We start from the raw sequence: 24,527 nt of genomic DNA, 5'->3' as shown, positions 1-24,527 counted from the left end.
TACTTCTGTGTATACCATCGTGGCTTAAATGTGAAAATGAGGCTGGTATTTTATAAAGATGTCGAAATCAAACTAAAAATATTAAAAAATTAAATCTCTCTCACACCTTTCTCGGTATCGGGCGCAAACATTTGCGCGATTTTATGCTCTTTCATTAGTGTATTGTACCATTCTTGCCAGTGTCCGAGAGGATAGCTGTAGTTCTGTACTGTTTTAAGCAATGCAAGCATACTCGCGTCAGCGGCAGAGAAGTGTGAGATGAAATATTGCTGTTCACCTTTGAATTTCCAGAGTCGTTCAAGACGGTAGAGTGTATCTTTTTTCACATCCTCTTTTTGTTGTTGGTCATAGATGATGGCACGATGTGATACACCTGCTGCTCGTAGTCCATCAGCCATTTTTTCAAGGTAGAGTGGAGCGAGCGGACTGCTGATGCGTTCAATTGCCCAAATAGCTGTAAGAATACGGCCTTTGTCTTTTGGTGTTTTTCCTAACATTTTGTAGGTTTGAGGATATTTATCATCCAAGTATGCAATCGCTGCTAAACTATCACCAATAACTGTATCTCCATCTTGCATGACAGGGATGGTTTCTGCCGGTGTTAAGTTTTTGAATTCTTCTGAACGCTGACGTAGATTGACACTCACATGTTCAAAGGGTAAACTCTTGTGTTGAAGTGCACTGCGTAATCGTGCGACAGCAGGGGATTGAATTCCGTATATGGTTATCATGGTTGTTTTCCTCTCTGTGTGTAAGTTAGTGCTCTTTATGAAAGTTTTGGGGGCTGAGAAGAAAAAAATATGGCGACACCGAGATTTGAATTCCCGGGTCTTTGAGACCTCTCGGAACCTCCACGTAACCCAGTTATATCAGAGTTTGTCATCGGCATAATGCCTCATAGCTCAAGCATATGAGCGTGGCGCTATAACCAGGTTAAGCTATGTCGCCAAGAGGGAAAGACAGGGGCGGTTATAAAAAGGTTTCTGAAAAACACTTGCTTTGTGTTTTGTGACCACTTCTGGTCATTTTTCGCTTGAACTAAAAATTTATATATGTTCAAAGGTGTTATTCTCCTATGAGGATGATAGGAAGGCTCGTTGTTTTAATAGTGATTTTTGTATCTTTGCCTTTCGTTTTTGCTGATACTACTATTTCGGCGGTCTTTCCTCTCTTTAATTCAACTAATATCCAAGCATTTCAAATCAATGGTAATGCTGCGTTGTCAGGAAGTGTTTTACGCCTTACTCCTGCAACGGGAAATCAAGCTGGAAGCGCCTTTTGGAATCAGAAAATTTATCTTACAAACAATCGATCATTCTCAACCTATTTTTCATTTAAGATTACTGCTTCTGGTAGTGGTGGTGCGGATGGTCTTGTTTTTGTTATTCAACCTCAATCAAACACTGCGGGGTCATCGGGAGGCGGTTTAGGATTTGAGGGTATCAATAGTTCGTTTGGTGTCGAGTTTGATACGTATTTGAATACCGCGCCGACTAATGATATTAATGGAAATCACATTGGTATTGATGGGAGTAGCCCCAATAACAAAGGTAATGTTACTTCTTTAGCAAGCCGTGATGTTTCAACAATTAATAGTACTTGGGCTCTTGATGATGGAGCAGAATATCATGCGTGGGTTGATTATAATGGGACTAATAATTCTGTAGAAGTGCGTCTTAATCAATATAATAATACTCGGCCGGCCTTATCTCATTTAAATTATACTATTGATCTTGAAACTGTTTTTCCCGCTGAAGTGTACATTGGCTTTACTGCGGCTACAGGTGGATCTTGGAACAATCATGATATCACTGCATTTTATTTTTATAATGATCAAATTTCAAGTGGTATAAATCTTAACACCACCTCGTATCTCATGGCTCCATTTCGACTAAATATTTTTTCTCAATTTTCAAATCTCACAGCTAATGGATGGAATAGAACAGAAATTTATGTGAATGCAACGGACATCAACAATGGAACTCTTGCTAATCAGTTGATTTCTTTTACTACGACATCTGGAATTATTTCACCAGGTAGTGCAACGACAAATTCTACTGGAGGTGTACTTAATACTCTTATTGCTTCTCATAGTTATGCAGTTGCTACTGTTCGCGCGATTGCAGTAGGGGGCGCATTTGCAGATGTGAATGTGACGTTCAATCATCAAAGCACCGTTCCTGAGTGGAGTGATTTTGGTCTAGTATTGATTTTAGTGGTTGTGGTGAGTGGATTTTTAGTTGTGAGGAAGAAAATAGAATGAAGATTATCCTAGATCCAATTTTTTAATTTTTTCTCTAAACTTTTTTAAAAAAGAGGTATTGTGAGTACTAAATGGAGACGACTATTTATCCCCAGATGTTAGGGTTTGATATCGTGAAAGAAAGAAGCACTGGCAGGAAGGTCATACTTGAGATCAATGGTCAAATGTCAGGCTATAGTGGTATTCCTGATCCTGGTCAACGAACAATAATGTCAGGGGAAATGTTGATGGTGTTGGCGGATTATTTCCCTAATTCTCGTGTGCTTGCAAACTTGGATATACTTCAAGCAGTTTCTGGTCCTATTCGACCCGTTATGTTTGAAAAGACTGCGCGTAATTTGGGTCTTGAGATAGATAACATTGTACTAGATGATGAATTCCATAAAAGTCCCCAAGATTTTGAGAGCGATTGGGGTATTAATTTACGTGATTATGGATGTTTGTTGGGATTCGGATCATTCTTTTCACGAGATGTTGGCGTACCGATGATAAATCATCCCTACGTAGAGAAAATGACCGGAGATAAACTTCTTCTTTCACAAGTTCTTGCTGAAGTGGGGGGGGTTGTGATTCCAAAGACAATTTATCGTCGACGTGATCTTGCTGCTCTGCGTGATGAGTTTGCAACTCTTGTACTTAAACCACGCCATGGGGCACAAGGAGAGGGAGTGGAGATCGTTTCTTCTCAAGGGTCACTTGAAAGACTTTCAACATTTCTTTCCCGTTCATCACATATCGTTCAAGGCTTTGTTGAGTCTGAGCCTGTTCTTGATCCGTCTACGGGTCAATCTCATTATGCCCGTGCTCGAGTTATTTGGTTTGGTAAATACATTGGTGGGTATTGGGGATTATCATCAAATCCGGTCACACCGGTTCCAACGCAAGATGCAGTGGTGAATTATTGTCGGACACAAAAGTCAGTTCCGTTTACCTCTTACGAAGAACAAGATTTCAAAGATTTTGTGGAAGATGTAGCACCAAAAATAGTTGCGTATGCACAGGTTCATGTTCCTCGTTTAGTCCGAGAACGTCGAAATACAAAGATGGCTTATTGAAATTTCTTTGCTATTTCTTCGACACTTAATTTTCCTGCATTTTTGATAATAGAATGCATGCTGCCACCATTATCTCCTGTGTATCGTGGCATGATATGGATATGCAAATGTCCTACTGTTTGACCTGCTGTTGGTCCATCGTTCCAGCCTACATTAAATCCATCTGGATGAAGTTTATCTTGGATTAATTTCATCGTTTTTTTAACATCAGTGAGGAGTTCATGAGTTGTTTTATCATCTAACTCAAAAAGAATTTTTGCATGACTTTTTGGAATAACGACGGTGTGACCTTGAGCATGGGGATGAATATCAAGAAATGATAATGAAAAGGGAGTTTCTTGAATTTCGTGGCAAGGAATTTCTTTTTTGATGATTTTACAAAAGATGCAGGTGTCCATGTTGGATTGATGTTGGTTGTTTTTTTTAATTATTTCTATTTCAGGGGATAGTTTTAAAAGATTCAAAGATTATTATTCATTTATGCCTACTCTTGTCGTACGAACCCAAGTCAAGGATATTCTGAAAGACTCGGAGTATAAAATGGAGAATATGTCTGCGGATTTCATGGATATACTTGATGAGAAAGTTCATGAAATGATTCTTACGGCGGTTAAACGTGCTAAGGAAAATGGACGTAGGACAGTGATGGGACGAGATTTGTAGGTGATCCTGATAAATATCAGGATTTAATAAAGATTATTTTTCAGAGTGAAGAAATTTTTAACTAACTCGTAAAATTCTGACTTTCTGGCGAGTAATTTGTAAAACTGAAGCACAACAAGGTTTCCGCATAAGCATGGTTATATGCTCTTATTGAAGCGAAAATGTAACTTGGTTCGGAGCGAAACGGAGAAAGTTGGGTGAGGGACGTTCATTAATTAAAACTCATCCAGAAAAACCATGCTCCGATGCAGAAGATTACAAATCCCCATACCTCTGAATGTTTCTTAAATTTTTGGGCAATTTTATTGACATGTTCTGGAAATACAATTTTTTTAATTCCCTTGAATAAAGTAGTCCATCCAAGTAAAGTAACGGCTATTCTCCAATCGGTAACCCATAAATTATGTGCAACAACAGTAGCTAAACCTAATAGAAAGGTGATGTATCCTGTGGATATAGTTATTGCTTTGTTCTCTGTATATTGAATAACTCTACTCAAAAATTTTGCTCCAATTGAAGATAGACCCAGAATAATAAATAAACTACCCCAGAATCTTGCTAAAAAAATGGTAATATCCATGGTTCTTTCTCTTTTATTTGATTGTATCTATTAAGTTTATAAATTTTTATTTTATTGTTCCCTTATGCTATTGCAACTAACACTTATTTCCTGAAGTTTTATTTCCATTTTGCCTATCTTAAATTAAAACTAAGTTTTTTTTATTTAGTTTACTGATGGGGGAGTAGGTAGGAAAGATTGGGCTTCTTAAAAAGTTAGAATAAATGTTAATTTTACTTTTGGGTCTTGTTATTTTGCATTGAATTTTTTTAATGAGAACTGTGCATAATTCATTTTTTAATGTACGCAGTTCTCTTCAATTCCTTCTCTTAGGGGGTGGAGGCAACGGTAATTCCTTTTCAGAATCAATATCAGCACTGTCAAATTTCTGCTGTTGTTGCGGTGGCATTTTGAAAAGGATTACATGGCGTGGCTTGTTTGCGGTATCTTCTGTTTGTGTGCTGCTATTTTCTACTGTTACACTGCTAATCACATTTGGCACTGTCTCTTTTTCTTCTTCCTGATTTCTATCAATAGGAACTGGATTTTGTGAGGGCGATGAAGTGGGAAGAGAATGTCCTAATCTTTCTTTAATGTCATGGATTCGTTGATCAAGTAGTGCTGCTTTAGCTGGATCAAGTCGACGTTGTATTTCTACAAGTGTTTCTAGTTTAGCTAATTTTTCTTCTAATGCTGCAATCTTTTGTTCTCGTGAAGCATCTTGTGAGGCAACATCCACCATAGCTTTGGTTTCACGTTGTGCCATGAGTGTGCCAATGGTATGGGCAACTTTTTCTACTTTAGAACAAAACTCAGGATCTTGGGCAAGAGCAAGTCGCTGACGTAGTGACGCTATCTCTTTTTTGAGAGCATTAATTCTCATTGATTCATGGCGACGTTGCGCAGCAAGTTTATGTTCTAATTCGAACACGACGTTGAGTTTATGCTGGAGATGGTGAATCTCTTTTTGGAGTTGAAAACGAGGAACTTTCTTTTGTTCTGAGAGATATTTTATTTCGTTTATTTTTGCAAGTATTTCTTGTTTAGAGAATGATTCTCTTTCCAGATAGAACGAACTGGCTAGACGAAACAGAAGATGTTGGCTTTTGAGGTGTACCATCTCAATCGTTTATCCAAATGCTCCTCCAAATCCGCGTCGTGCTCCTGCGCCTGGACGAGGGGGTGGAGGTGGAAGATCACTAGGGCTGCTTGCAAATCCGTTATCCATTTGCATGGGGGGCGCCATTCTCGATGGTCCACGACTCATGGGCATAGAACCAAAAGATCCTACTCCTGAAAAAGGCATATCGATGGGTCCTGTCGTTGGTGATGAGGATGGTTGTGGGGAACTACTTTTTGAGATAAATTCATCTACTTTATCTGAGATGGCAATCATACCTTTTGCAATCGTTTCATTTTGTGATGCAACTGCGTCGAGTTGTTCTTTGATTGCAGGAACTATTTTTCCAATATCTCCTTCTTCTTTGACTTCATCAAGTGTTTTGGTAAAAATGGTATGAAGATCGCGAATGGAGTCTTTGAGACTTTCTATTTCGAGAATTAACTCGTTGATTTTAGAATCCGGTTGCGCTAACTTTTTTTTGAGTGCTTCAACTTCGAATTTTAGATCTTCAAGAATCTGATGTGGTATTACTTCGTATTCATCATTACCCATTGCTATCACCGCTTTTTAGTCTAAAAAGAAGCAGAGTGCGTATATAAATGTTACCAAAAAACAGTCTAAACTTAGGTTTAACTTTGTTGAAAAAGTATATAAATGGGTTACTAACTTTGAATCTCATGTCTCACACTACTAACACTAATACTGCTCCTACTATTGATTCTAAACATTGGTGGATTTTAATCGTTTTATGTTTAGGTACTTTGATGATAGTTTTGGACACAACTATTGTGAATGTGGCTCTTCCTTCTATTCAAACGAGTTTGGGATTTACTTCTGAGTCTCTTTCGTGGGTTGTGAATGCCTATATGTTAACTTTTGGTGGCTTTCTGCTTTTGGGTGGTAAGTTAGGTGATATCTTTGGTCATCGTCGTTTGTTCTTGATAGGAATTGCTTTGTTTACGTTAGCGTCGCTTGCTTGTGGCAGTGCTCAAACGCAAGGCTTTCTTATTGCTGCACGCGCAGCGCAAGGTATTGCTGGTGCTATTGTCTCAGCTGTCTCACTCTCATTAATTATGACTCTTTTTACTCATCCTGCACAGCGCGCAAAAGCGATGGGAATTTTTGGTTTTGTTGCAGCAGGTGGTGGTTCACTTGGTGTGTTACTTGGCGGCGTTCTTACTGGTGCGTTAAATTGGCACTGGGTTTTTCTGGTGAATCTTCCTATTGGAATTGCTGTAGTTTTGCTTGGTCTTAAGCTTCTTCCCCATATTCATCGTGATGCAACGCATGAGCATCTTGACGTTGTAGGTGCGATTACAATAACTTCTGCTTTAATGTTAGCAGTGTATGCGATTGTCAATGGGAATCAGGCAGGGTGGGCAACAGTGCGTACATTAGGGATGCTTGCACTTGCTGTTGTTCTTTTTGTTGTCTTTATTTTTGTTGAGTCTCGGGTTAAATCTCCGTTGATGCCGCTAAGTTTAGTTAAAATGCGTAATGTTGCAACGTCAAATATTGTTGGTGTGTTATGGGCTGCTGCAATGTTTGCCTGGTTTTTTATGTGCGCACTTTATTTGCAATCTATTCTTCATTTTACACCTCTACAGGTTGGACTTGCGTTCTTGCCAGCAAACATTATCATGGCAATTTTTTCAGTTGGTCTTTCTGCAAAAATTGTAATGAAATTTGGTATTAAGAAATGTCTCTCTATCGGTCTTTTTATTGCTGCATTAGGATTGCTGTTACTTGCTCGAGCTCCAGTTGATGGTCAAGTACTTATTGATGTTGTGCCTTGCATGATTCTATTAGGTATTGGCGCAGGGATGGCATTTAACCCCATGTTACTTGCCGCAATGAGTGATGTGCCAGCTCACGAGTCAGGTCTTGCATCTGGTCTTGTCAACACCTCGTTTATGATGGGTGGCGCATTGGGTCTTGCTGCACTTGCAAGTGTTGCTGTGATTCGTACTCAATCTCTTGTGGCATCAGGATTAGATTCGACTAGTTCTTTACTAGGCGGGTATCACCTTGCATTCTTGCTTGGTGGTATTTTCGCATTGTTGGGCAGCCTGCTCTCTGCATTGTTTTTACGCATTGAGAAAAATTCACATGCAGAAGCTCCACCGATGCACTAACTAAATAGCTTTTCAGAATTGAATTTTCATTTGTTTCTTTTAGAGAAAGTAGAGTAATAACGATAAAAGTCCGGTAATGATAAGATAAAATCCGACAATATAGCGTAAGAAACGTGGAAGTACAATAACGCAGATTCCCATTATGATAGTGATGATAGAAATAAGTAGGTTTAGAGAGATCATGTTGAGGATAATGGTGGTGAGATATAAAAGAGTTTGCCTCTTGGAATGGATAAATTTAAGAAAATAGCTTGAGTTGAACTTAGAATGAACATTGATTTACTCTTTATTCCGCTTTCTGTATTTGCTCTGGCGATAGCGTCTTACTGCGATGTACGTACGCGTGAGGTTCCTGATTGGATAAGTTATGCATTTTTATTGGGGGTTGCAGGAATTCGAGTGTTGTTTTCTTTTGAACAAGGTTGGTCTGTTTTGATTAGCGGAGCCTTTGGGTTTGCTGTTTTCTGTTTGCTTTCGTTAGGTTTGTACTACTCACGTCAGTGGGGTGGTGCTGATGCTAAATTGTTGATGGGGATGGGAGTGGTAATTGGATTGACATATCCTTGGAGCATTGCATCGTGGGATATTTTGCTTTATTTTGTGTTAGTTATGGTGCTTGGTGCAATTTATGGTGCATTGTGGATGTTTGGGCTTGCGATTAAAAGATGGAAAAATGTTAAACCTGCGTTGTTCGCTTTGTTTGAATCACAGCGCGTGCTTATAGTTTTGGTATTGATTGCGACAGTATTGTTGATGGTAGGAAGTGTCTTTGTTTCATTGTTATGGATATTAGTTCCGATTCCACTGTTTCTTACGTTCTTTTTGCTCTTTGTAAGTGTTGTGGAGAAGACCTGTTTTCAAAAATCAATTTCACCTTTGCATGCAACTGAAGGTGATTGGCTTGCGTTTGAGATCAAAGTAGGGACGAAAGTAGTTATGGAGCCTAAAGAATTACAACGGGAGGATTTGCTGGAATTACAGGAGTTAGAAAAAACAAAAAAAATTAAGCATATTATTATCAAAGAGGGAGTGCCATTTGTTCCGAGTTTTCTCATAGCATATGTGGTGTTCTTATTGGTGAAAGATGTCTCGTTTGAAGCGTTGCTTACATTTTTGTTCTAATTAAATGGTTCTCTGGTATGTTTCTGGTTTGTTCTCGGGTTTGTTTTTTAGTAACCTTTTTATACCCGAAAATAATGCTTGTATACTAGGTGTTAAAAAAGCAGTTTAGATTTTCGCTAAATTGGTATTGTAAAAAAAGAGGTGTACTATGAGATTCACAAAGAAAGGGTCATTGGAACTTTCTATTCAATCAATCGTTATTGTTGTTATTGCGTTTATTGTACTGGGTCTTGGTTTAGGTTTTGTTCAGAATATTTTTGATCAAGGTGAAGGTCTTACTGATACTGCATTTAAAGGAACAGCTGATAAACTTAAGACGAGTATCGCTAAGTCAAATGATCCTCTTTATTTTCCTCAAGACACATTGTCTCTTGAACGTGGTCAAGAAAAAGTAGATGGTGTTGGAGTTAAGAATGTCGGCGATGTTCCTGCTGAGTTTAGTGTTCGATTTTCCGTTCGTGTAAATAGCCAAAATAATCAATTTGTGGCATTTGAACCTGGCCAGGTTCAAACTTTTGGTTCTGCTGATTCAGCATTTACAGCTGGGATGGATTGGGATTCAACAGCTCATAGTCTTGGACCAGGTCAAGGGGAGCCGTTCCCTTTTTCGATGACTGCTCCCGATAAATTTGGTAGTTATCTTTACAAAGTTGAAGTTATGAAAGGCGCTGACCCTAAACCGTATGCTTCAAAAACATTTTTTGTTAAAGTAGGATAGGTGATATACAAATGACATCAAAAAAATCAAATTCACTTCCTCGTTTCCCAAGTCATCCTTCGGGAAAAAGGCAGATGACAGAATCTCAAGAGTTTGAGATTATGAAGTTAGTATTGGATAAGTTCCTTTGGCTTGGATTTATCATGATGGCGTGGGGAATGTATCAATCATTGACAAGTAATACATTTACTGCTGGGATATGGTTTATGATCTCAGGTGCAGTACTTCTCTTACTCTTCAGATTGATTATTGTACGTGAGTATGAAATTTTAGGCAAATAAGCTTTTATTTTTTCTTTTCCCATGAATCACAAAGGATCAATTGAGTTGTCGCTTAATACGTTAGTTGTAGTTATTATTTCGGTGGTTATTCTAAGCGGTGGAGTAACTCTTCTCTATAAGTTTGTCACACAAGCTGAAGACACAAAAGCCCAGCTCGATGCACGCACTATTCAAGCTATTGAAGATATGGTGGTTGATCAAGGCAAACAAGTTGCACTGCCTTTTCATACTGCAAAAGTGGAACGAGGACAAGTCCATGCGTTTGGTGTAGGGGTGCTGAATATTTATCCCGAAGATACTTCTTTTGAAATTTCGGTTCAGCCGGTTAAGCTTCTTGATGGATCAGGAAATGAGATTTCTGCTCAAGGCGAGTTAGAACGAGCTTTACGTTGGGTAAGTTATGATACAGAAAGTTTTACACTCAAAGAAAATCAACACGACAAAAAATCTATATTTGTGGCTCCAGATGAGACTGCCAAAGTTGGTCAGTATGTTTTTACAGTTAAAGTGTTAACTCGTTTAGATGGAAATTTAGTGACGTACGGTACCGTGCAGAAGATGTATGTGACGGTTTCTTAATTTTCTTATTCTTTCTCAATAAGTCTAGAACAAAATATATCAAAGAGGGGAAACTGTTGATATTCTAATGCGGATGCTTGACAGCCATTGTCTTCCAAACGACCAAGTCTTTCTGCAAGATGCTCACGTTGTGCTTTTGGTGTGTTTTGTAATAGGTTATCACTGTATTGGTCTCTGGCTTCTTCATTTGCTTGTCCACAATAACATAGTTCTGTTACGTCCACGGTAGGAGAAAGAGTGTATGTAACTGATTGTGTTTTTGGTTGTTTGATTTTTTGGTAGTCTTTTGGATTGCTTCCAGGTATTGGTTTTTTGTTTACAATGTTGACTTTTAGATGTTGTAATCCAAAACGACGGTCGTAATTGAACCAGTCATGCGTCCAAGGGATAATGACCAGGCGTGGATCTTGTTGTGCTCCTTCTTCTACTGGGTAACTTTGAGGATCATGCAGTTGGTCGATAATTGTATCCATGGATCCAGATACTTTCAGTTTGAGTGTATCATATGTCCCTTTAATCGCAGATTTTAATCTCTCATTAAGTGATGTTGCTGTAGGAGCATGATATGTTTTTCCATATTTATTAAAACAAGCTAAACCGCTTTCTCTTTCAGGTTGTACGGTAAGACTAAGATATACTGTCCACGCTTGTAATCTCGTTTCTAAGGTCTTTGTATAAAGGGATTCTGGCGGGGGCGGTATTAGTTCATATTGTTCGAGTTTTGTTTCTTTGACTATGTGCGGTACATTGTCTACTAATCGAGGTACAATAACGGCATAATCACCCGCAAAACGCATTGTTCCAATATTACTATCAAAACACTTGACTAGCAAACCTAAATTGGTAGGTATGGTGTCAGGTTCAACAGATGTCGTTTTAAGAAAAGGTGAGACTGGAGTAGTGGGTTGTGGAAGTTTCTCTATTGCCGGTGTTGGGGTTGTTGTCGTTGTTGGAGTATTTGTATCTTCTGATCTAGGTCTACTTTCTTGTAACGAAGATGAACCTGTTTGAGAGGGAGTGATTTGGTGGCTATAATTATTACTATTATTCTCGTCACCTATTAAAAGTAAGGCGCCTAACCCTAATGGGTAGAGTGAAGAAACAAATCTCGCCATGTAATTAATTTACAACGAGTTGAAGTATATAATCGTTCTGACAAATTTGGAAAAGTATATGCTGCGATATAACTATTTTTATAATCACTTTTAACTATTCTTCTACTGTTTGCACTTGGTCTTTATTTCCTATTTTCCTAATAACGAAAATCTGTTCATTCGGTGCTAACCACGGATTTCGTCCATGGTTTTTCCGCACCTCATCTTTGAACAGATTTTCGAATTAGAAATGGTGAAAAATCAATTTACGGACTTTGTTCGTGGTCTTAGACCAACACCATTTCTAATAATTGGAGAAGAGCTTGTTTTGGATTATGCGCAGTGACGATGGCATGACTTAACAATACTCCTTGGTATCCCATTGCTTTGGCGTGAGTGATGTCGCTATGAGAATGTATGCCTGCTCCGCAGAGTAATTTTGTTTTTGGACTTAAAATTCGTACTGTGTCATGGGCTTGTCGAAGAATTTTTGGCTGTGCGTCAGTTACGGAAATGTTTTTTCCAATCAATGCTGCAGGTTCGTAGGCAATATAGTCTGGGAGAAGTGGTGCGAACTTTTGGACTTGTGCAAGAGTCGAGGCGCAAAGTACGATACTGAGTTTTCTTTTTCTACACAGTTCGACAGTTTTTTTAATTATAGTGAAAGGAAGTGGCCGTTCAGAATGGTTAAGAATAACTCCTGTTATACCGAGTGCAGATAGTTCATCGACACTAATATGTCCGGTGTGTGGTCCGTTTTCAATAGGATCAACATGTTGAGCAAAGAGAGGAAGAGAAACGGTTTGTCTTACATATGCCAATGTTGGAATAGTTGGTGCAAGTGCGATTTGGTATTGTAAAGATTTTATGCTACTTAGAGATTTTGCAAATTTGATACTTTTGGTAGCTTGTATTTGTGGATAGGTTTTACAATTGATGAGAATGAGTGTTTTGTTCATGTAAGAAAAGGACCTCATTTCTTGATTTTATATTCTGCGTCGAGTACTTGTGTTTTTTCTTTGCGCTGTGGTGGTCGTGGACCAATTGCATTGTGTATTTTACGCCATATAAAACCAAGTACAACGAGGATAATGACGATGCTTAACACTATCAGAATTATCGGGAGACTCAAAAAGATAATCAAAAGTATAATCGAAAGACTAATGAGTACAATAACCCAGGCTTTCAATGCACGAAACGGGGAAACCATATTTGTCTAAAGAAAGATAAAGGTAATAAATGTTTCTTTTTGTGGAATTCTAATAAAAGAATGAGCTATGTGTTGGTTTCTTATGTCTTACATATTGCTCTTTGGTTTAGATATTTCTCCAACTCTTTCTCGAATTTTTAGGATTATAAACGGTGCTACAGCAAGAATCAATGCAGTTCCAAAAATATGTATTCCAATATTGCTAAAAAATTCAATCGGAAATGTTTGTATCAATAATGAATCTGCGTCAAATTGCCAGTTCCCCTGTGGGAAAAAGATTTGATGGAAAATAGTGAAGAGGTAGTTAAAACTAATACTTAAAAACAGGATGATGGAGAGGATAAAAATACTTGAACTTATACTTGCTGCGCGAATTAGATGAAGGATATTTTTTGTTCCCTCTTTTTTCTTTTGTAAGAGTATCAGCAGAATAAATGTTATAACCATAATACAACTATAAAACGCTATATCTACTCTGAACATCACTCTTTTAACATCTTCTAAGTGGCTTTGTTGCACTGTAGTATATGGGGGGATGTTAGTGGTATTTTGGTTGTAGAGCCAATCAATGGTTTGTTGTTGCGCGGGTGTAGTTGGTGTAAGCGCAAGAACGGTTTTATATGAGAAGAGTAAGATAAAAAGAGTAAAAGAAATACAAAATAAAATGGTAAGAAATTTATTCATCTCTTAGTGTTTGCAACCGCAACCGCCGTTACCGCATCCGCCGGCAGGTTTACCACTTTTTTCTTTGCAACATGCTTTTTTTGATTCGCCGTGAGCTTCTTTAGGTTTGCAGCAGGCACCCATTTCTTCTTCACAGTTTTCATCATCAGCGCATTCGCCCTCTTCGTCGCAGGTGCCATCTTCACTACAACAACTTCCTTCAGGCATTTCTTCTTCGACGAGTGGTTCGTTGATACCAACAAGTTTGATTTTGAAAGTTAAATCTTTGCCTGCGAGTGGATGGTTAAGATCAAGAGTGACATTATCTGCATCGACTTTAGCAATCATGGCAGGAAAGCGTTGACCCGTTGGCGCATGAACTAATAGTTGCATACCTACTTGAGGTTCAGGTCCGTCTTTTGGTAATGCGGCGCGGGGAATTTCTTTAAGTAGCTCTTCTTTATGTTCTCCGTATGCTTGTGCTGCGGGAATAGTGACGCTTTTTTCTTGGTTGAGCTTCATGCCTTCAACAGCATTTTCAAAACCAGGAATGACTTGGCCTGCGCCAACTTCAAATTGAAGAGGATTACGGCCTTCTGATGAGTCAAAAACAGTTCCATCTTCTAGCGTGCCAGTATAATGGATACTTGCAAGGTCTGTTTTGTGAATAGTATCTTTGGTTTGGTTTGGTTGTTCTTTGTGTGTCATAAGTTGTACCTTCCGTTGTTGTCTGTAAAAAAAGTCTATATTTTATAAAATGTTGGGTACGATTTTAGTTGCTTCGTTTTAGTCATTTTAATGTGAATGGAAAAAGACCTCTAATTAGTTTTCTAGTATAGAAATGGAATCTATTTTTGGCTGCACTATTTTCTTGTAATCTTGCGTTTTCATCTTAATTGATGTTGTTAATGATCCAGCATTGAATGCCATGAATTCTTCTTCAAATAATGCGCTGTCTACGATCATGTTAATTCCAATAAGATTTCCAAATGGTGGTACTGCGCCTGGAATTAATTCTGTTTTTTCAAGCAATTCTTCTTTGGTTGCAAAGCGTAGATTTTTAGTCTTGAGAACTGATTTTACTTTCTTAGTGTCGAGTTTACGATCAGCAGGAATGACGAGAAGGATAAATTCTTCATCTGCTTTGACTAAAAGTGCTTTGGCACCAATCTTTAATGGTTCACCGCGTTCACGTGCAGAATCCTGTGATGTTGGTGTAGGTGCGTGGTCTTTACGAATGAAGTCGATGTGGTGTTGCTCAAGGAAGGTGATAATTTTAGGGGTAAGCGATTTCATGGTTATTTTTCTGGTTTTTCTATCTTTCAAATCTTTTTACAAAGTTTGCAACTATTTCATATACTGGTTCAGATACCAATGAGAGGTGGTCTGCATTAGGGATACTTACATTCTCTGCGTGGTTATTATAAGGGAATGACCAGTGAGCTCTGTCAGGTCGTACAATCATATCTTTGTTTCCTGCAACAAATAGAGAAGAACAACGTAATGGTCGAGCATGAAGTGCTTTAATATAGGTGCTGTCTGGTGTTAATTCTCTTTGTAGTAATGTTAGGTATGCCAAAGGGTTTCCTCTTACTGGTCCTGCAAGACTTACACTTCCATTAATTTCATCCATTTGTTGAGCTAGACTTGTTGCTATAACTCCACCCATACTATGTCCTACAATGACAATAGGGCAGCTTACCTTGTCAGATATTTTTCTAATTTGGTCTGCAAGATGTGGTTCTGATTTTGCTACGCCGCGGTAAAAATCATAGCTTAATGTTTGTGTGTTAATGCCTTCTGCACGTAGATATCGCAGCAATCCACGACCACATTGACCCGTGCTCCATGCACCATGAATATATGCAACGGTTGGAGCTTGTGGATCAAGAATGTTATCTATGTTTCCATATACCAGATTATCTATATGGTGGGCAACAAGCACGGCGATATTTTCAGCTAATCTTTTCATTGAACTTTTTTTTTGTTGCTATTTTAAGAACTTTTTTGTGAAAAGACCAATTTCTTCTTCCACCACAGATAAAATAAGAATGTTGTGCCTAAAGCCATGTCGAGTACTGCAAGTTTGAGGAAGTGACGCAATGATTCTGCTGGGGCGTCGAGAAAAGAAGGTGTAGGTTGCGCAAGATAGATTCCATTATAGGTAGAGATATGATACTCTGAAGGCCAGAGAAATGGTATTCCTTTATCTGATACCACATCTAATAATAAATGCGAAGTAATACCTAATCCTAGAGCAAGGGCAAAAATGCGGGCTTCTTTATGTTTTACAATTTTGAAAAAAAGGTAAATACACAACGGAGCTACTATAACGAAGAAGAGACTGTGAGTAAACGTACGATGAACGTCGTAGTTAAAAACCCATTCTAGTATGAAATCAGCGTCAGGAAGAAGCGCGCCGAATATGATAAAGAACCACGCATAATGTGAAAAAGGAATTTTACGTGCTTTTTCGGCGATTTTTCCAAGAATATATCCTCCAATAATATGTCCTGAAGCAAATGGCATGATTGTGTGAGATTGTGGGTGGTTAAAAAGGTGATGGAATTGGGGCTTAAAATGAATTGGTTATTCTATGTCCAATCTAGATTTGATAGAGTTTATTCATTCGTGTGATCACTGCTGGTTTTACTAGTGTATCAAATGCGACACCTACGAATCCGGTTCTTTTTTCTGGTGTAAAAAAATCGTCTTCAAGTTCGGTGGGTTGTATTGCTAGGGTAAGTTCATTTGGTGGCATTAATCGTGAGAGAATGTGATATAATCCATTTGGTTTGTCAAACTGTGTGTGTTCGAGTAGAAATCGAATACGTCTGAGTGCTTCTTTATCGACTGGAGCAAACAAAGCAGCATTTTCAGATGGATGAAACGAGGTATATGCAGTGATAGCTTTTACTATGCGTACTTGGTTAGATCTTGTGTCTGCGTAGACTCTTCCCTCGCTACAATATTCCCCATACAGGACTCTACTTAGAAAATAATGTCGTAATGCAGGACTCATTCGTTGTTTTTCGTGGGTGTCATATTGTGTTGTATCTTCTCCTAAATACTTTCTATTGAAATTGCTGCAAAATTGTGCATAAATATCTTGATGAACTTTAAGGGAATCAAAGAGAAATGGAGGTATTTGTGCATCTTCGCAGAGTATGCTATCGAGACGTTGTGGTGTAAGTGCGCCTTGTGAACAGTCTGCAAGGGTGTGGAGCAGTGTTGTATATCCTCTTTCTCCATCAACAGGAATTGGTTGAGCAGTTACTGCGTTAAGTACTTGTGTTACTAATCTGGTATCTAGATTATTTCCTGAATCAGTATTGATCTTTTCGGCAAGATCTCTGATATTAGTTAAACGAAGCCAAATAGTGCCTTGCATTTAGATTAAATAAAAGAAGTAATTTATAAAATTCACTACTACAAAATTGAAACATCATGGATCTGTTACTGGCTGTTAATTTATGTACTACCAATTTCGCTTAAAGAATTTTGCAGGTTTTGGTCCAGTTTGTCCTTGATAATTTGATCCTAGTCCGGACTGTCCATAAATTATATCTGGCTTTTCGTTAAAGAAAAAATCAAGTTTGCTAATAGGCATGCCGTCTTCAAGCAACATACTGGAAACTTCATCAGATCGCACTTCAAAGACTAAATCTCCTTGAAATCCACTATCAATAAATCCAGCGAAATGAAGTGGTCCGCTTAGACCAACATCGGAGTAGGCTTTGACTTCAGAGCTAAGATGGGTAGGGATGGTGAGAATTTCTTTAGATGCAAAAAGATAATGCTCTCCTTTGACAATGCGGATGGGTTTATCATCTTTGAGCAGGGCTTCAAAGTAATGTTCGACTTCATATTCTCCCATTTTACGTAGATCCAGAGGATTAGGGTTATGTCGTGCACGCAATCCTACTATACCTTTTTCATTGCGTCCAGATATATCAAGATGAATTTGGAGGCTGTCAGTGACAAGGGGTTTTACTGGTTCAAGAATTCCTGCATGATTTCGTTGACAGAGTAACGGATTTAGATTAAATTCTTTGAGAATTTCGGAGGGAAGAAGTTGCGCGTCATGACCAGCAAAAAAACGAAGTTGATTAATGGCAAGACCAGGGTAGACAATTAAATTGAATGTTAGTGGTTGAACGAGAAGCCAGAGTGAGAGTTCGGTATTGGTTTTACTGTGGTCTGTGATCTCGTTAAAGCTAGGGTTATAATCTGCAAGCATGCGCGCGTTGATGAAGAGCCGACCATAACTACTTTTGGTTGAGGAACGAATATATTCTCCTTGTTCAAGCACAACACGTTCACGCAGAGGAAAAAGATAGGTAAACCCCTTTTTTATTTCAAATCCATTGCTGATGTCTGCTTTATAGCGTTGACGTTCACCCATTCTAAGAAGAACGCGGTAGACACTTTCATCTTTATGGGGACGAAAAATTCCTTCTGTTTCTGTATCAAGAATGTAGACTTCATTACCAATTGTGGTGTCAAAAGATGAAGGTTGAATTTGAGAAGGAGAGATGGAATTGCCGATAAGTTTTCCCTTGTTGATTAATTCTCTAATTTCTTGAGACGCTAAACATCGACCTCTCTTTTCCATGTGGGTTTTGGTGCGGAGGATGTATAAATAGATTTAGGTTGTGAAAGGTTTAAATAATTTGATTTGGCATAATAGCATAAGTTGAAATAATATGGTTACTACTTCCTCTTATGAACGAGATGCATTCAAGTTTTGCATGGTCTGCGGGTCTGATTTTGAAACAGTTTCAAACGTTGTGAAGCAATGTACTCATTGTGCTTATCGATATTACATAGCTTCTAAACCTTCTGCAAGCGCGCTGATTTTTAATTCTAAATATGAACTGTTATTGATTAAAAGAGCACGAGATCCCTGCAAAGGTACGTGGGACGTTCCTGCAGGGTTTGCCGATGATATTGAGACTCTTGAGGATGCTTTAAAACGTGAAATGAAAGAGGAAGCTAATCTTGATGTTAAGAAGTTTACATACTTTAAGTCCTATGTTGGTGATTATGATTACAAAGGTGTGATAAAACGGTATCTTTCAGCTTGCTTTATCATTCACGTCAGCGATCGTGACCTAAAAACTATCACAGCAGGGGATGATGCTGCAGAGTTAAAATGGGTAGCGTTGGACAAAATCAATTTTGATGAGCTTAGTTTTCCTGCGACAAAACAACGAATTAAAGATTATATTCAATTTCTGAAAATTAAAAAGTAGTTTTCCTATATGATTTTCAACACTTTATCTCTTCCTTTCTCGCCTTTCTCTATCAATACTTTTAAGCCAAATATTCTAGGTTTAAAGATCTTTTAGGAGATATTTCTAACAGAAAATAGATCAATTTAAATAATCAAATATCTTTAATTTTAACAGAACAAAATGGAAATTCAAAAAAAGTTGTTGATGTTTATTTTGATGTCCGTTATTTTGGTTAGTGGTTGTATCGAGCAAAAAATAGCAGATGATGCCGCTGCATCAAGTTCTAATGAACCGGGGGATTCAGATTCTGGACAGGGTGAAATTGAAGCAATGATTGATGATCAATATCCGACAATTACAACGGTTGTTAGTCCTTCTAATCCATCATTAGGCGATGCATTCACATTAACCATCAAAGCAGAAGATGATAAAGGGCTTAAGCATCTTATTTGGGAATCTTCGAACTCTTTTTCAAATTATGTGAGTCCCGGGTTTTTTGAATGTGGCATGCTAAGGAGCTGTTCAAACAGCTGGGAGCTTATCACGGTTAGTGAAGGTTTACATGAACTTATCGTTTATGCTGTTGATAGTTCAGGCAAAGAAACAGGCAAAACGCGTTTAGAAGTGAATGTTGGGTCAGCTAGAGAAATAACAAAGCCTTCTTGTGGAGATAACAATTGCGACGTTTTGGAGTCAGAAAACTCGTGTCCAAATGATTGTAGTGAACAAACTATTGTTACTACTGTTTGTGGAAATGATGTTTGTGATACTGATGAAACAAGTGAGACCTGTTATGTAGATTGTGCTGATGGGAGTTCTGATGATATTGGTTCTTGTAATTCAAATCAGGACTGTGATGACGAACAAATTTGTAGTGATGGAACTTGTGTGGATGTTGAATGTAGAACTAGTGCAGATTGTTCGGGCTGCAGAAGATGTTCTTATAACTCCTGTGTAAAATGCGCTCAAGGTCCTTATGGATGCAGTTGTTAAAGTAAAATTTTACCTATCTCCTTTGTTGCACTTTTTCAATCGCACACGTATATGTTCTAATGAATTTACAGTTATCGTCAATTAATCACTTTAAGCACTTTATCTCTTCCCTTCTCGCCCTTGTCGATTACTACTTTGAGTTTGAATTCTTTCTTGAAGAAAGCGATTATTTCTTTGTTGGCTTTGTTATCTTCTGGGACGGCTTTGATGTAGAGTTTGAGTTTGCCATCTTCTTCGATTAGACGGGTTTGGGATGCGTTGGGGGTTGCGCGCAGGGTGATTTTATTATTAGAGATATACTTTGTAATATCCATTTTGGATGAAGTGGTCTTCGACTATATGAGTCTTTCTTACTATCTTTAAACTATCAATAAGTTTTAAAAGCATGCCTAACCCCAAGTTCTTGGGGGTTATAGATCATTGGATAATAGTTTGAACTATGGATGAGATTAAAGTTACCCTGGAAACATTGTACGATATGTTGCGTAATGAGAAGAAGCGCGAGGATCTTCAGCAAGTAGATGGGGCTTTTTATCTTAATGTTGTGACGTATCTGCGTGAGAAGAAAGCGATTTTAGAACAAGCTCGTCAGCATGATAATATCTTTGCGGCAGGTGATCGTGAAAAGACAGAATACGAGTTGCGCAGTATTCAGCGTATTTTACGCGAGATTTATGAGAAACGTGAGAAAAAAATTATTGATATTGCATTAAATAAGAGTAAAACTGGTTCAGAGATCATTGATATTAGCGCGATGCTTCCTGAAGAGAAAGAATTTTATGATCAGATTTTGAGTATTTTAGATAAGTATCGTAGTGGCATACTGCAGAATTTGCTCACAGCACAGCTGCCGTCTCTTTTAACTTCGAATCGTTCTTACTTCAATCCTCCTCCTAAAGTGGTAGAGGCAGCGCCTTTTGTTTCGGAAGGAGAAGCGGTGCGTATTCGGTTTACTCATCCTACTCCTAAATTTATTTGGAAGGATTTGAAAAATTATGGTCCATTTGATGCAGGCGAAGAAACGGAGATTTATCCTGAAGTGGCTGATTTGTTGGTACGAAAAGGAAGAGCAGTGAAAGTGTAGGGAAATGGGCGTGGCTGCACATTTATACATACTTATACTTACTAGTGTGTATTTTTTAGAAGATTCTTTAAATTACTCTCTTTTTTAGCTTACTATGCTTAAAAAAATTACTACTGCTGACAACACTGAGACATTTCTTAATGAAGAAGTGGGAGAAAGCTATCATTCTCAAACAGGGGCGGTTGAAGAGGCGCTCAAGAAATATGCTATCCCCTGCAAAATTGCAGAAAAAGCAAAATCTGGGAAAGTTGTCATTTTGGATGCGTTTTTTGGGATAGGATATAATTCTGCAATGGCAATTGATATTGCGCTTGAAGCTAATCCTGAATGTGAAATCGAGGTTGTGGGGTTAGAAAATGATCCGCTTATTGTTGAGAAAATCAAAGAGATGATGCCCCCAATAAGTTTCTATACTCATTATAAGAATAAGTTGACTCCTTCTGTCTTAGAGTTTACAGAAGGGAATGTTCATGTGAAAATTCTTTTAGGAGATGCGCGTGAGACGATTAAAACTTTATCTGACGATTATTTTGATGCGATTTTTTATGATCCATTCTCTCCTAAAACCCAGCCAGATATGTGGACCGTGGATATTTTTCGTGAAGTGTATCGTGTGTTGAAGAAGACGGGGATTTTGGCAACATATTCTTGCGCGCGAGTTGTGCGAGAGAACATGAGTAAAGCAAATTTGTTTTATGATGATGGTCCGATAGTGGGAAGGCGAGGACCAGGTACGATTGCGACAAAATGGATCTTAGATTCTCATAAGTCTTCTAAATAGAAATCTTTTTTAACTGGTTATGGTTTTATTGTACTATGAAAAAGGTGATGGTTGGTTATGTTGCGTTACTACTTTTATTTACGTCCTTACTCGTTTCTTGCTCACAAGAACTTCTTTATGTGTGTCCAGATGGAGCAAAGGTGAGTGATGCAACATTATGTCGCGGTGTGGAAAAAGTTGAAAATACGATTGTTCCAGTTAAAGAAGTAAAACCTGTGACAAATGTTACAGATGGTAATTTATCTGATAATTTTGGTTCTATTAACAAAAATGTCCCTAAAGAAGTTGCAAAAATAATAGATAAAAGAAAAAATTTGATGAGTGCTTCCTATATTTATCGTATTAATGATCAAGGGTATGATGTGTTTAGTAAAGGTTCTTCTATGAAAGTGTATATGCCTGTTCCCAAGGTTGTTTTAAAAAATTTGGATTATGATACTATTATTGTCGATTTAGAGAAGCATACTGGTCAGGGGTATTGTGAACGCGAACGGTATTGTGATAAAATAGGTTATCGTTTAGATCTACGTCAAGATGAATTTAGATATTTTTCCCCATTTGATTGGCTTGATGAAATCGAATCTGTAGAGAAAATAAGTGAAGGTAAAATTAAAGATCGCATAGTGTGGGTTGTTAAAGTAAATGGTGATCGCATTTATCACTTGGATTATAATTTCGGTATTCCTTTACGTGTTGAAACGAAGGGGATAGTCTATATGTATGATGATATCGTCTATAACAAAGTGAAAGATGATGAAGTATTGTTCTCTGTTCGGGAATAATTCTTTTGTAGAATCATTTTATAGAAGAATTGGTTTTTAATTGATCTTTTATATGTTCGATTTCTACTTTTGAATAGTGGCATAAGCTTAAATCTATTGTTGCTTTCTTTTTAATGGACAATTCGGTTGTCCTGAAAAGGATGCTACCATGGCAGCCTCTTTCATGTGCTCTCACTACTACAGGGTCTGGACTATAACTCCCTGCAAAGACCTACACATGATACCCGCTTGTCTATGGCGCGAAGAAGATAACCGTTAAAGCTCAACATAGGTTAAGAAGAAACTGTTGGCGGTTTACGGCGGCTTTTTCACCGAGTCCAGTATTTTGTTTAATGAAAAAATGGTTCAGGCGAAAAAACTCTCTCCGAAGTCAACTAAGAAACTCGTTCCAAAGAATGAAGTACTCAAAGTAAAATCTAAAAGTGGTTTAAGACGTGTTGTGGGAAAAGTAGTTGAATCTATAAAAAGAGTGAAAAAATATCCTGCTAAGTCTCGGGTTGTTGTTTCTCGTTCTGCTAGAAGTATCCAAAAAACAAAAATAATTACAAAAAAATCACGCGGTCCTAGTGGAAAATCAAAAGATTCGAAGGTTGCAAAATTAATTGCATTAGCAAAGAAACGATCTAAATCCAAGAAAAAGAAATAAGTAAAATACCTTTGTTTCAGGTTAGGTTGTTGTATTCTGTTTGTTCGGTTTTATTAACTATGGTCACTGAGGTATTAATGATTGTTTTGTTTTGAGTTTCTTAATTCGTGATGTGAATTTTGAGGTATAAATTATAGTAAACCAATTAGGTCATACTGATCTCTTTGGTTTACTAATAGTCAGCCGCGGTGCAAGAAATAAAGAAGATTCTTTATTTCTGCACAGAAATGTGATTAAATTCACATTTCTTGTGATCTTGCGACTCGGCAAGATTTACGTGGATGACTATAGACGAAATCTCTATTAATTTTTATCTTTAATTTTTATCTATATCTTCGTTCCCCAGAACATTTAAATACTAAAGAATGCTACAATCTTACTATAAAACGAGGTGGTTTTGAGATGGAAATTACGCCGCTCATTAAAGATGATTTCTTAGTGTTTCAGGATGAAACAATGCTCTCTGAGGTTCTTACAAAGTTACGTCAATTTGATAAGCATGCTGCTCTTATTTTTCGTAATAACAAGTATATGGGTGTTATTGAACGTAAAAAATTATTGAAAAGCACTGTAGATCCTGCTACTGTTAAAGTCAGTGGTTTTGTGATTCGCACACCTATTTTAGATTATCATGCAAATCTGTTTGAAGCAGCTCGTTTGATTTTTGAAAGTGATACTGATTATCTTCCTGTACAGAAAGAAAAAGGAATTGTTGGTGTTATTCACTCATTAGATGTTGCTGCTGCGACTGTAGCTCTTCCGGAAGTACCTAAGACTACGGTAGGTTCGCTTCAGTTAGTCAAAACACCTAAAGTCTCCAAAGACGACAAGGTGGCAACAGTTATCAATCTGATGGACAAAGAAGGAATTGATCATGTGCCTCTTTTCGAGGATGGCAAGTTATATGGTATTGTGACATTTCGTGATTTGATTCGTCGTTCTTTAAACTGGAATTATAAGCGGGATGTATCGATGAAATTTAATCCGTATATCTCTGCTGATGATGTTAAATATAAAGTGGTAAACATGGGGTCTTTACCTATTGTTGATTTTGCAACTACACAGGATCTAGTAAAAGTTAAAGCAAAAGCAACCGTTAAAGAAGCAGTTGGATTAATGGTTAAGAACAAAATTCACGATGTGCTCGTTGTAGATGATAGTAAGTTTTCTGGTCTTATGACTACACGTACTGTCTTAAAGATGGTAAGCAATCTTAAAGTGAAGAAGAATTTTGCAGTTAAGTTCATTGGTCTTAAAGATGTGACTCTTACTGAACATCAACGCTATGCTTTGCAAAAGATTAGTGAACACGAAGCAATGAAATTACAGCGTCGTATCGATCAGCTTTTTGAAATTATTGTTTACGTTAAAGAGATGAATAAAGCGGGAAAACAACGTGAATTTCAAGTCGTGGTTAAAGTAGAGTGGCCTGGGAAAGTTATCGGTAGTGAGAAAACTGACTGGGATTTAGAACGCGCAGTTCATAAATGCTTTAACACGTTGAAAGTGGGGAAAAAATAAATTTTTAATTTTTCTTAT

General features: G+C 37.8%; 32 protein-coding genes and 1 tRNA gene. 15 read left to right on the top strand and 18 right to left on the bottom strand.

Annotated elements, in window-relative coordinates; translation table 11 throughout:
- Positions 1-89: 89 nt before the first annotated feature.
- Both HYV86_02285 and HYV86_02280 read right to left on the bottom strand, forming a co-directional pair.
- Positions 90-731, bottom strand: a complete 642-nt coding sequence (locus tag HYV86_02285) for a glutathione S-transferase family protein (GenBank protein MBI2572664.1) — start codon at positions 729-731, stop codon at positions 90-92.
- A gap of 70 nt (positions 732-801) precedes the next feature.
- Positions 802-948, bottom strand: a tRNA-Met gene (locus HYV86_02280).
- A gap of 127 nt (positions 949-1,075) precedes the next feature.
- Between HYV86_02280 and HYV86_02275 the strand changes: the two genes are divergently transcribed.
- Both HYV86_02275 and HYV86_02270 read left to right on the top strand, forming a co-directional pair.
- Complete coding sequence (locus HYV86_02275) at positions 1,076-2,263, top strand: hypothetical protein (GenBank protein MBI2572663.1); 1,188 nt, start codon at positions 1,076-1,078, stop codon at positions 2,261-2,263.
- Positions 2,264-2,334: 71 nt separating this feature from the next.
- Entirely contained in the window at positions 2,335-3,318 is a 984-nt protein-coding gene (locus HYV86_02270) for an ATP-grasp domain-containing protein (protein MBI2572662.1), read from the top strand.
- On the opposite strand, the gene HYV86_02265 is transcribed toward HYV86_02270, so the two are convergent.
- Positions 3,312-3,716, bottom strand: coding sequence for an HIT domain-containing protein (locus HYV86_02265; GenBank protein MBI2572661.1), 405 nt, complete (start codon positions 3,714-3,716; stop codon positions 3,312-3,314). The genes HYV86_02270 and HYV86_02265 overlap by 7 nt on opposite strands.
- A gap of 82 nt (positions 3,717-3,798) precedes the next feature.
- Between HYV86_02265 and HYV86_02260 the strand changes: the two genes are divergently transcribed.
- Complete coding sequence (locus HYV86_02260; GenBank protein ID MBI2572660.1) at positions 3,799-3,981, top strand: DUF1931 family protein; 183 nt, start codon at positions 3,799-3,801, stop codon at positions 3,979-3,981.
- A gap of 211 nt (positions 3,982-4,192) precedes the next feature.
- Here HYV86_02260 and HYV86_02255 read toward each other — a convergent pair whose 3' ends face one another.
- From HYV86_02255 to HYV86_02245, 3 genes are all read right to left on the bottom strand, one after another.
- Positions 4,193-4,561, bottom strand: a complete 369-nt coding sequence (locus tag HYV86_02255) for a hypothetical protein (protein ID MBI2572659.1) — start codon at positions 4,559-4,561, stop codon at positions 4,193-4,195.
- Between the two features lie 295 nt (positions 4,562-4,856).
- A complete protein-coding gene (locus HYV86_02250; GenBank protein ID MBI2572658.1) occupies positions 4,857-5,660 on the bottom strand; it encodes a hypothetical protein in 804 nt (267 codons plus the stop codon).
- Positions 5,661-5,669: 9 nt separating this feature from the next.
- Positions 5,670-6,215 carry a hypothetical protein gene (locus tag HYV86_02245; GenBank protein MBI2572657.1) on the bottom strand — a complete coding sequence of 182 codons (546 nt, stop codon included), beginning with the start codon at positions 6,213-6,215 and terminating at the stop codon, positions 5,670-5,672.
- A 125-nt stretch (positions 6,216-6,340) separates the two neighbouring features.
- Here HYV86_02245 and HYV86_02240 point away from each other — a divergent pair, with 125 nt between their 5' ends.
- Positions 6,341-7,798, top strand: a complete 1,458-nt coding sequence (locus tag HYV86_02240; protein MBI2572656.1) for an MFS transporter — start codon at positions 6,341-6,343, stop codon at positions 7,796-7,798.
- A 39-nt stretch (positions 7,799-7,837) separates the two neighbouring features.
- On the opposite strand, the gene HYV86_02235 is transcribed toward HYV86_02240, so the two are convergent.
- Complete coding sequence (locus HYV86_02235; GenBank protein MBI2572655.1) at positions 7,838-7,981, bottom strand: DUF3096 domain-containing protein; 144 nt, start codon at positions 7,979-7,981, stop codon at positions 7,838-7,840.
- An 84-nt stretch (positions 7,982-8,065) separates the two neighbouring features.
- On the opposite strand from HYV86_02235, the gene HYV86_02230 reads away from it, so the two are divergent.
- The 4 genes from HYV86_02230 to HYV86_02215 all read left to right on the top strand — a co-directional run bounded on the left by HYV86_02230 (position 8,066) and on the right by HYV86_02215 (position 10,498).
- Positions 8,066-8,920, top strand: a complete 855-nt coding sequence (locus tag HYV86_02230; protein ID MBI2572654.1) for a prepilin peptidase — start codon at positions 8,066-8,068, stop codon at positions 8,918-8,920.
- Between the two features lie 148 nt (positions 8,921-9,068).
- Complete coding sequence (locus HYV86_02225; GenBank protein ID MBI2572653.1) at positions 9,069-9,638, top strand: hypothetical protein; 570 nt, start codon at positions 9,069-9,071, stop codon at positions 9,636-9,638.
- An 11-nt stretch (positions 9,639-9,649) separates the two neighbouring features.
- Positions 9,650-9,919 (top strand): hypothetical protein, encoded by a 270-nt coding sequence (locus tag HYV86_02220; protein MBI2572652.1) that lies wholly within the window; start codon positions 9,650-9,652, stop codon positions 9,917-9,919.
- 21 nt (positions 9,920-9,940) lie between these two features.
- A complete protein-coding gene (locus tag HYV86_02215; GenBank protein MBI2572651.1) occupies positions 9,941-10,498 on the top strand; it encodes a hypothetical protein in 558 nt (185 codons plus the stop codon).
- Positions 10,499-10,503: 5 nt separating this feature from the next.
- On the opposite strand, the gene HYV86_02210 is transcribed toward HYV86_02215, so the two are convergent.
- From HYV86_02210 to HYV86_02165, 10 genes are all read right to left on the bottom strand, one after another.
- Complete coding sequence (locus HYV86_02210; GenBank protein ID MBI2572650.1) at positions 10,504-11,613, bottom strand: hypothetical protein; 1,110 nt, start codon at positions 11,611-11,613, stop codon at positions 10,504-10,506.
- Positions 11,614-11,879: 266 nt separating this feature from the next.
- Positions 11,880-12,551 (bottom strand): triose-phosphate isomerase, encoded by a 672-nt coding sequence (locus tag HYV86_02205; protein MBI2572649.1) that lies wholly within the window; start codon positions 12,549-12,551, stop codon positions 11,880-11,882.
- Positions 12,552-12,565: 14 nt separating this feature from the next.
- Positions 12,566-12,802, bottom strand: coding sequence for a hypothetical protein (locus HYV86_02200; protein MBI2572648.1), 237 nt, complete (start codon positions 12,800-12,802; stop codon positions 12,566-12,568).
- Positions 12,803-12,889: 87 nt separating this feature from the next.
- Entirely contained in the window at positions 12,890-13,486 is a 597-nt protein-coding gene (locus tag HYV86_02195; GenBank protein MBI2572647.1) for a DUF1461 domain-containing protein, read from the bottom strand.
- Positions 13,487-13,489: 3 nt separating this feature from the next.
- Complete coding sequence (locus tag HYV86_02190) at positions 13,490-14,173, bottom strand: peptidylprolyl isomerase (protein ID MBI2572646.1); 684 nt, start codon at positions 14,171-14,173, stop codon at positions 13,490-13,492.
- 114 nt (positions 14,174-14,287) lie between these two features.
- On the bottom strand, positions 14,288-14,761 hold the full coding sequence (locus tag HYV86_02185) for a hypothetical protein (protein ID MBI2572645.1): 474 nt from the start codon (positions 14,759-14,761) through the stop codon (positions 14,288-14,290).
- Between the two features lie 19 nt (positions 14,762-14,780).
- Complete coding sequence (locus tag HYV86_02180) at positions 14,781-15,437, bottom strand: alpha/beta hydrolase (protein MBI2572644.1); 657 nt, start codon at positions 15,435-15,437, stop codon at positions 14,781-14,783.
- Between the two features lie 23 nt (positions 15,438-15,460).
- Positions 15,461-15,994 (bottom strand): metal-dependent hydrolase, encoded by a 534-nt coding sequence (locus tag HYV86_02175; GenBank protein MBI2572643.1) that lies wholly within the window; start codon positions 15,992-15,994, stop codon positions 15,461-15,463.
- A 76-nt stretch (positions 15,995-16,070) separates the two neighbouring features.
- Positions 16,071-16,856 carry a hypothetical protein gene (locus HYV86_02170; GenBank protein ID MBI2572642.1) on the bottom strand — a complete coding sequence of 262 codons (786 nt, stop codon included), beginning with the start codon at positions 16,854-16,856 and terminating at the stop codon, positions 16,071-16,073.
- A gap of 87 nt (positions 16,857-16,943) precedes the next feature.
- The gene (locus HYV86_02165) at positions 16,944-18,080 is read right to left on the bottom strand and encodes a 2'-deoxycytidine 5'-triphosphate deaminase (protein MBI2572641.1); all 1,137 of its coding nucleotides are present in this window, start codon (positions 18,078-18,080) and stop codon (positions 16,944-16,946) included.
- Positions 18,081-18,171: 91 nt separating this feature from the next.
- Here HYV86_02165 and HYV86_02160 point away from each other — a divergent pair, with 91 nt between their 5' ends.
- Both HYV86_02160 and HYV86_02155 read left to right on the top strand, forming a co-directional pair.
- Positions 18,172-18,720, top strand: coding sequence for an NUDIX domain-containing protein (locus HYV86_02160; protein MBI2572640.1), 549 nt, complete (start codon positions 18,172-18,174; stop codon positions 18,718-18,720).
- Between the two features lie 162 nt (positions 18,721-18,882).
- Positions 18,883-19,695 (top strand): hypothetical protein, encoded by an 813-nt coding sequence (locus tag HYV86_02155; protein ID MBI2572639.1) that lies wholly within the window; start codon positions 18,883-18,885, stop codon positions 19,693-19,695.
- Positions 19,696-19,772: 77 nt separating this feature from the next.
- Here HYV86_02155 and HYV86_02150 read toward each other — a convergent pair whose 3' ends face one another.
- Entirely contained in the window at positions 19,773-20,009 is a 237-nt protein-coding gene (locus tag HYV86_02150; protein ID MBI2572638.1) for a DUF167 domain-containing protein, read from the bottom strand.
- A gap of 125 nt (positions 20,010-20,134) precedes the next feature.
- Here HYV86_02150 and HYV86_02145 point away from each other — a divergent pair, with 125 nt between their 5' ends.
- The 5 genes from HYV86_02145 (at position 20,135) to HYV86_02125 (ending at position 24,509) form a co-directional block, all read left to right on the top strand.
- On the top strand, positions 20,135-20,779 hold the full coding sequence (locus tag HYV86_02145) for a DNA replication complex GINS family protein (GenBank protein ID MBI2572637.1): 645 nt from the start codon (positions 20,135-20,137) through the stop codon (positions 20,777-20,779).
- Positions 20,780-20,873: 94 nt separating this feature from the next.
- Positions 20,874-21,560, top strand: coding sequence for a hypothetical protein (locus HYV86_02140; protein MBI2572636.1), 687 nt, complete (start codon positions 20,874-20,876; stop codon positions 21,558-21,560).
- A 35-nt stretch (positions 21,561-21,595) separates the two neighbouring features.
- Complete coding sequence (locus tag HYV86_02135) at positions 21,596-22,342, top strand: hypothetical protein (GenBank protein ID MBI2572635.1); 747 nt, start codon at positions 21,596-21,598, stop codon at positions 22,340-22,342.
- A gap of 340 nt (positions 22,343-22,682) precedes the next feature.
- Positions 22,683-22,988 carry a hypothetical protein gene (locus HYV86_02130; protein MBI2572634.1) on the top strand — a complete coding sequence of 102 codons (306 nt, stop codon included), beginning with the start codon at positions 22,683-22,685 and terminating at the stop codon, positions 22,986-22,988.
- A gap of 402 nt (positions 22,989-23,390) precedes the next feature.
- Positions 23,391-24,509 (top strand): CBS domain-containing protein, encoded by a 1,119-nt coding sequence (locus HYV86_02125; protein ID MBI2572633.1) that lies wholly within the window; start codon positions 23,391-23,393, stop codon positions 24,507-24,509.
- The last annotated feature ends 18 nt before the right edge of the window (positions 24,510-24,527 follow it).

Source organism: Candidatus Woesearchaeota archaeon (assembly GCA_016188115.1).
In the GTDB taxonomy this organism is placed as follows: Archaea; Nanobdellota; Nanobdellia; order Woesearchaeales; family GW2011-AR9; genus JACPIK01.
This window is presented reverse-complemented; position numbering and strand designations above follow the sequence as displayed.